The sequence below is a fragment of the Streptomyces sp. NPDC018045 genome, assembly GCF_044327445.1.
Lineage (GTDB): Bacteria > Actinomycetota > Actinomycetes > Streptomycetales > Streptomycetaceae > Streptomyces.
The window spans coordinates 1-3,578 of record NZ_JBIRFL010000071.1 but is presented as its reverse complement, the minus strand read 5'-3'; the positions used below and the strand labels follow the sequence as shown (position 1 = coordinate 3,578).

3 protein-coding genes and 1 pseudogene are annotated in these 3,578 nt (G+C 68.0%); 1 reads left to right on the top strand and 3 read right to left on the bottom strand.

The window, feature by feature from the left end:
- The 3 genes and pseudogenes from ACH4EB_RS38565 to ACH4EB_RS38555 form a co-directional block, all read right to left on the bottom strand.
- A pseudogene (locus tag ACH4EB_RS38565) lies at positions 1–812 on the bottom strand (transposase); the annotation flags it as partial.
- 32 nt (positions 813–844) lie between these two features.
- Positions 845–1,609: an SDR family oxidoreductase gene (locus ACH4EB_RS38560; RefSeq protein ID WP_361619953.1), complete on the bottom strand. Its 765-nt coding sequence runs from the start codon at positions 1,607–1,609 to the stop codon at positions 845–847.
- A 385-nt stretch (positions 1,610–1,994) separates the two neighbouring features.
- Positions 1,995–2,648, bottom strand: coding sequence for an O-methyltransferase (locus ACH4EB_RS38555; protein ID WP_398353203.1), 654 nt, complete (start codon positions 2,646–2,648; stop codon positions 1,995–1,997).
- 159 nt (positions 2,649–2,807) lie between these two features.
- On the opposite strand from ACH4EB_RS38555, the gene ACH4EB_RS38550 reads away from it, so the two are divergent.
- Positions 2,808–3,578 (top strand): AraC family transcriptional regulator (locus ACH4EB_RS38550; protein WP_398353202.1); only part of this gene is annotated, 771 nt, incomplete at its 3' end.

The following is a 3,578-nucleotide window of genomic DNA, read 5'->3' as shown; positions in this document are numbered from 1 at the left end:
AGCGCGTATCCAGGAGTTCTGTCGGAAACTGGGTGGGAACCAGGGGCTGGTCCAGGGGCGGCGGTGGTCAGGAGCTGGCCGGGTGTGCGGGGGGGGGGAAGAAGGCGTGGGCTTGTCGTCGGCGGCCGGGCGGCCGGGTCAGGAGGCGGCGGTGTTGGCGATGAACGCCTTCAGCGTCGCCCAGATGCGTTCCACCGGGTTGTCGTGCGGGCTGTAGCGGGCTTCGTAGCACAGGTGCGCGCCGGGGTGGGCGTCGATGAAGTCGCGTACCGCGTGGGCGTGGTGGATCTGGTCGTTGTCGCAGAGCACCACGGGCGCCGACGCACTGGGGAAGGCGGCGATCGGCTGCTGGAGCAGGAGTGAGGAAGTCGGCCGCACTGCGGCGGCCGGACCGGTATACCCAGGTACCGGTGGTGACCTCCAGCGCGCCCAGCACGGTGAGCTGCCGGTCCCTGCCCGGCGTGGGGATCCGAGGCCGCCAGCCGTACAGCGTCCAGGTGGAGCGGAGGTGCGGCAGCAGGTGCAGGTGCGTCTCGTCGGCGGCCTCCTCAAGGGCGTCCACGGCCTCCTTGCCGATACGCATCCTGGCGGCGTCATGGTGGGCGCGGGCGGTGGTGGAGTTCTTGCTGACCAGGGACAAGCCCGTCTTCCCCTCGGCGGGCGGCCTCGGCGATCATGCCTTCCAGCAGCGCGGTGAAGACGGTGGCGTCCCTCCAGACCCGGAAGCGGCCGTAGACCGTCGGCCAAGGGCCGAATTCGCCGGGCATCTCCCGCTACTGGGCGCCGGTGCGAGACCGCCGGATCACCCCCTCGGCTGTTGGTGCGTTGGTCTCGTTGAGCGTTGCTACAGGTTGACGCCGCCGGTGACGTCGATCTTGGCGCCGGTGATCCAGCGAGCGTCGTCCGAGGCCAGGAAGGCGACCGCGTCGGCGATATCCGGGACTTGGCCGATCCGGCCGAGGGCGGTCAGGCTGAGGTTGCGCTCCAGGTTCGCCGGGTCGGCGAGCACTCCGGCGGTCATGTCGGTGTGGGTGAAGCCGACTGCGACGGAATTGACGGTGATCCCGCGGGGGCCGAGGTGCTTGGCCAGGGTGTGGCTGAACACTTCGAGTGCGCCCTTGGTGAGCGGATAGCCGATGCCATGGGATGAGGCGATACGGGTGGAGACGGATGAGATGTTGATGATCCGGCCACCGTCGCGCAGCCGTGGCAGCAGCCGCTGGGTGAGGAAGAACGGTGCCTTGACGTTGACCGCGACCATCTGGTCGAACTCCTCAGGGGTGAGGACCTCGATCGGCCGCCCCATGAAGTTGAGCCCCGCGTTGTGGACCAGGATGTCGATCGCCGATTCCCCGTGTGCGCGCAGTCCGGCCTCCAGCCCGGCCATGAGCGTGTCCACGTCGTCGGGAACGCCCAGTTCGGCGCCCACGACAAACGCCCGGCCTCCGGCCTCGGCGATGGTCGCAGCGGCCTCCTTGGCCGCCGCCTCGTTACTGCCGTAGTGCACGGCGACCAGAGCGCCATCCCGGGCAAGGCGTTCGGCGATGCCTCGCCCGATGCCCCGGCTGCTGCCGGTGACCAGTGCGACCTTTCCACTGAGGTTTCCCATGTTCACTCCTTGATCGTGTTCTGCGGAGTTCTCCCGTCCAACTGACGGGCGTGCACTTCCCGGTAGGCCGGACCCCGCTGAGCCTGGCGAGGGCAACGGCGTCGTCCGCCCGGCAGCCTCACCCGACAAGGGCCGGTATTCCGGTCCCGCCCCTTGCCGACCGTGAGTTCAGCGCAACTGAAGGTTCCTCGACGCGCACCCGAGGTCCGTCTCGCCCAGGAGCAAGGCCCGGCCCGTGGGTTCGCCTCAACCCGAGGTCGCATTCGACCGTGGTTCCCAGAAGCCGGCGGGCCGAGTCGGCGGAGCGGATCGTGGTCTCCGGGTCGAGTCCGCATACGACGACCGGGTGCAACGGGTCCGATACCTAGCGGCGTTGCCTTAACGGTCAGGAGCTCCCCGGTGATGCGTCCACTTTGACGCCGAGTTCGGTGCCGCCGTGAAGCGGCAGGGTTACCGACAGAAAACCGTTGGCCGGATCGCGGATGTAGTCAAGGAAGTCGGGTTCGGCATTGTCGTTCATGACATAGCCCCCGACGCGTAGTTGAGGCGCGATGAGTTCGATGACTTGCCGGGCGAGTGAGGGGTCGCTTCCGAGCCAGCCGTCGATCAGCGCGAAGTCGACCGGACCGCCGAGATCGCGCAATGTGGTGCGGGCGTCACCTTCGCGGATGTCGACGTAGTCGGAGAGCCCGGCGGCGGCGAGGTTGCGCTTGGCGGCGGCGACCTTGGCGGCCACGATCTCCGATCCGATGACCGTGCCGCCCCCGTTGTCGCGCACGGCGGCGGCGAAGTAGAGCGTCGACATGCCGACCGAAGTTGCGAACTCCACGACCCGCGTGGCGCGCAGGCCGCGGCACAACAGATAGACTAAGTCGCCCTGTTCAGGGAGGACCGAGAAGCCGTACTCGCTGTAGTCGTGCGGATCCCGCTCGAGCCGGGCGCGTGGGTCGTTGGGCGGAAACTGTTGCGTCGACGCAAGCCTGTCGATCACGGTGTTCACCCCGGAGTCGCGGAGGGGGCGGTGGGTGTTCTCGGGCATGATCGGATCTCCTCTCTACGCATGGGTGTGCCAAGGGATCTCGGCGCTTGCCGGACACCTGGGCCGCGGGTAGTAAGGTCAGGCTAAGCTGGCTGGCAGGCGGCGTGTGGCCAACCATGACCGTGAAACGGCCACGATCTCCACGGCGAGAGGAGACAGGTGGACGCTGACCACTCATCGGATGCCACTGCCGGAAGACTCCCGTTGCTGGTCGTGGCACGGTCGCAAGTCGATCAGGGCACCCGGCTGGCCTACCACCGCCATCCCCACCACCTGATCGTGTGGGCGACGAGCGCGACCGTTACGGTTCGCACCGACGCGCGGGACTGGCTCGTGCCGCCGACCCATGCACTCTGGCTGCCCTCCGGCACACCGCACGCCGTGGACGTGCTTCACCCCGGAGACTCCTGCACCGTAGCCGTCGACGCCGCTCGCTGTCCGATCACCTGGGTCGAACCCATCGGCATCGTCATCACGCCCCTGGTACGGGAATTGATCGTGCACCTCGACCGCAATCCACGTCCCGACCCCACGCGAACTCGCGTCGAGTCACTCCTGCTCGACCTGCTCGAACCCACTGCCAGCACAATCGTTCACGTGCCACTGCCCACCGACCCACGCATCCGAGCCATCGCCGACAGGCTGATCGCGAACCCGGCCGATCAGCGCGACCTCGCCGCCTGGGGCCACGAAGTCGGCGCAGGCATGCGCACCCTCACCCGACTGTTTTCCAACGAAACCGGAATGACGTTCGCACGCTGGCGCACCCACGTCCGCATTCGCGCGGCCCTGACCCACCTCGCCCACGGGGCCTCCATCGGCGCTACCGCCCGTGCGGTCGGATATCGCAAACCCGGCGCATTCAGCGAGGCGTTCCTCCGTATCACCGGCGAATCCCCAAGCAGGTGGAGTCCAGTGGCGGTTGGAAAC

Excerpts from the sequence above, each read along its gene's own strand:
- ACH4EB_RS38560 (WP_361619953.1), bottom strand. The coding sequence starts at position 1,609 with ATGGGAAACCTCAGTGGAAAGGTCGCACTGGTCACCGGCAGCAGCCGG.
- ACH4EB_RS38555 (WP_398353203.1), bottom strand. The coding sequence starts at position 2,648 with ATGCCCGAGAACACCCACCGCCCCCTCCGCGACTCCGGGGTGAACACC.